General features: G+C 76.9%; 3 protein-coding genes. All 3 read left to right on the forward strand.

The features are described from left to right. Positions 1-37: 37 nt before the first annotated feature. Positions 38-1,255 carry an exopolysaccharide biosynthesis polyprenyl glycosylphosphotransferase gene (locus E1283_RS33975; RefSeq protein ID WP_425086273.1) on the forward strand — a complete coding sequence of 406 codons (1,218 nt, stop codon included), beginning with the start codon at positions 38-40 and terminating at the stop codon, positions 1,253-1,255. Further along, positions 1,255-2,643, forward strand: coding sequence for an O-antigen ligase family protein (locus E1283_RS33980; protein WP_132822021.1), 1,389 nt, complete (start codon positions 1,255-1,257; stop codon positions 2,641-2,643). Before E1283_RS33975 ends, E1283_RS33980 begins: the two co-directional genes overlap by 1 nt. Positions 2,644-2,711: 68 nt before the next feature. Further along, a partial coding sequence (locus E1283_RS33985) for a lipid II flippase MurJ (protein WP_279571313.1) occupies positions 2,712-3,443 on the forward strand: 732 nt, incomplete at its 3' end.

The raw sequence follows: 3,443 nt of genomic DNA on the forward strand, positions 1-3,443 counted from the left end.
CTCCCCGACAACCGACGCGCTCACCCCGGCCCTCGTCCTGGCCTCACTGGTCTGCCTCGTCGCGTTCACCGCCCTCAACCGGGTCCGCGGCCTCTACCGGCCGACGCCCACCACCGCCGCCCTCGACGAACTCCCGCCGCTGCTCGCCCACTCCGCCATCGCCTGGTGCGTCGCCGCCACGCTCCTCGCCGAGCGGCACGACTCCGTCAGGACACTCCTGCTCGTCTCCGCCCAGACCCTGCTCGCCGTCCTGGCGCGCGGCGCCGTCCACGGGACCCGCCGCCGGGCCGCGCGCCGTCGCCCGCTCCCCACGCTGATCGTGGGCACCGGCGCGCACGCCCAGCGCGTCGCCGCCATGCTCCAGGCGCACCCCGAGTTCGGCATGCGGCCCGTCGCCCTCGTCGGCCCGGTACCGGAGCGGCTGCCCGAGCGGGTCCCGCTGCCCGTGCTGCCCCTCGGCGCCGACCTCGGCCGGGCCGTGCCGCGCGGAGCCGTCCGGCACGTCGTCTTCGCCCGCCCGCCGCGGCCTCCCCTGCTGCGCCCCTTCTGGGAACGCGGCTGCGCGGTCTGGTGGATCGAGTCGGGAGCGGCCGGCGCGCGGCTCACCGGGCGGCCGAGCCACGGCCACCTGTGGGGCTACGCCTGCCGACGCCTCGACCCGCCCTCCGCCCACCGGATCGCCCGGTGGGCCAAACGCGGCCTCGACGTCGCCGTCTCCGGCACGGCCCTCGTCGCCGTGGCGCCGCTGCTGCTGCTCTGCGCGGTCGCCGTCCGGCTCTCCGACGGGCCCGGTGTGATCTTCCGTCAGGAGCGGGTCGGCGAGGACGGCCGGCCGTTCGTCATGCTGAAGTTCCGCAGCCTGCGGCCGGCCGACGACCAGGAGGCCGCCACCCGCTGGAACATCAGCCACGACGGCCGGATGTCCGCCGTCGGCCGGCTGCTGCGGCGCACCTCGCTCGACGAGCTGCCCCAGCTGTGGAACGTGCTGCGCGGCGACATGAGCCTGGTCGGCCCACGCCCCGAACGACCCCACTTCGTCGACCGGTTCAGCCGGCTCCACCCCGGCTACGCGGACCGCCACCGGATGCCCGTCGGGCTCACCGGCCTCGCCCAGGTCAGCGGGTTGCGCGGTGACACGTCCATCGAGGACCGCACCCGGTTCGACAACCTCTACATCGAGACCTGGTCGCTCTGGCAGGACGTCCGCATCATGCTCCGCACCGCCGTCACCTGTCTCCGCCTCGGGGGCAGCTGATGCCGACCCCGACCCTCCTCACCAGGCTCCCGAGACCCGGCCGGCCACGGCTGCCCGCGCAGGTGTCCCGCGCCGCCCGCGCCACGGGCGCGGCCGCCGCCGAGCGCCGCCGGCTGCTGCCGTTGCTCGCCACCGTGCTGCTGCTCGCGGTGCCGACCGGCAACCTCGGCCTGGCCGGCTCCACGGCCACCCCGGCCGACCTGGCCTCGGTGGTGCTGGCCGGCTGGTGCGCCGTGCTGGTGGCCCGCGGCCGCCGGCCACCGCTGCCGCGGCGGGCCGCCGTGCTGCTCGGCGCCCCGGTGCTCGCCGTCGCCGTCGCCACCGTCACCGCCGCCGACCCGACCGCCGCGCTCCCCGGCTTCCTCCGCCTCCTCCAGACCTTCGTCGTCGTGCCGCTCTGCCTGGTGGTGCTGCTCCGCGACGCCCGCGACTTCCGGCTGGTCGCCGGGGCGCTCGTGCTGCTCGCGCTGGCCCAGGGCGCCGTCGGCTGCTGGCAGTACGCCACCGAGGGCGGCGCCTCCTACATGGGCCAGAACGTGCGCGCCGTCGGCACCTTCGGCCCGCGCCACATCATGGGCATGGCCAACGCCGTCTCCTACGGCCTGGTCGCCGCGCTCTGCCTCGGCCTCGCCGCGCCCCGCACCGCACCCCGCTGGTGGCGCCCGGTCACGTTCGGCTGCGCCGCGCTGCTGGCGGTGCCGCTCGCCGTCTCGTTCAGCCGGGGCGCCTGGCTGGCCGGCGGCGCCGCGGTGTTCGTCGTCGTGCTGCTCGCCGCGTTCACCTCGGGACGGCGCGCCCGCCGGTGGCTGCTCGGCCTGCTGGGCGCCGGTGCCCTGCTGGTCGGCGGGGTCGCGCTCAGCTCCGGCATGGTCGCCGACCGGCTCGGCAGCATCGGGGACGTCACCGGCACCCCCGACCAGTCGGTCGTCGACCGGTACGCCATGTGGCAGGCGGCGCTCGGCATGTGGCAGGACCACCCGTGGACCGGCACCGGCCCGCGCGGCTTCGCCGACCACCGCGACAGCTACGCGTCGCTCGCGCTCTCCGCCGGCAGCGACACCGCAGGCGCCGGCGCCGCGTTCCAGCGGCAGGAGCTGCTGTCCCCGCACAACATGTACCTGCTGCTGCTCAGCGAACTCGGCCTGCTCGGCGCCGCCACGCTGATCGGCTGCTGGCTCGCGTTCCTCGCCCGCTGCGTGCGCGGCCTGCCACGGGCCGGCGGGCCGGCCCGGCAGGCCGGGCTGGTGGCCACCGGGCTGCTGGTGTGGCAGCTCGTCAACTTCCTCTACGCCGACATCGGCGGCCCGACCACCGTGCTGACCGCCGTCGCGCTCGGCCTCACGGCCTGGTGGGCGCTCTCCCCGACGGCCGCCCGGGAGGGGACGTGACGGGACGCGCGCCGGTGACGGAGAGGCGGCCGGCGCCGGAACGGCGGCCGGTGACGGAACGGCGACTCGTGACGGAACGGTTCGTGGCCAGGGCCGCCGGCCTCACCGCGGCGCTGACCGCGGCCGGCGCGCTGTGCGGACTGCTGCGCGACCAGATCGTCGCCACGCTGTACGGCGCGGGCGGCGCGACCGACGCCTTCCTGGTCGCCTGGACCGTGCCGGAGTTCGCCGCCACGCTGCTGATCGAGGAGGCGATGGCGCTCGTCCTGGTGCCGGCCTTCAGCCGCGCCCTGGCCGGCGGCGGTGGCCGCCCGGCCCGCGACCTGGTCGCGGCCACGCTGCCGCGGCTGCTGCTCGCCCTCACGGCGGCCAGCGCGACGCTGGCCGCCGGCGCCCCACTGCTGGTCCGGGTGCTGGCCCCCGGCCTCGCCGAACCCGACATCGCGGTGGACTGCACCCGGCTGACGGCCGTGACGATCCTCACCTTCGGAATGGCCGGATATCTCAGTGCCGCGCTCCGCGCCCACCGCGACTTCCTGCCACCGGCGGCGATCTACGTCGCCTACAACGTCGGCATCGTCACGACGGCGCTCCTCTTCCACACCCTCTGGGGCATCCGCGCCGCGGCCGCCGGCGTCGCACTCGGCGGCCTCCTGATGGTCCTGCTCCAACTCCCCCGCGCCGACCGGCGTCCGGGTCGCGCCCCGCGAACCGCCGGACGGCGACGCGGCGGCCTTCGTGACCCGCCGACTGGCCTCGCTGCGGCCCCGGTTCGAGGTGGAGGCGACGCTGCGCCTGCC

It is taken from the genome of Streptomyces hainanensis, from assembly GCF_004348415.1.
GTDB lineage: Bacteria > Actinomycetota > Actinomycetes > Streptomycetales > Streptomycetaceae > Streptomyces > Streptomyces hainanensis.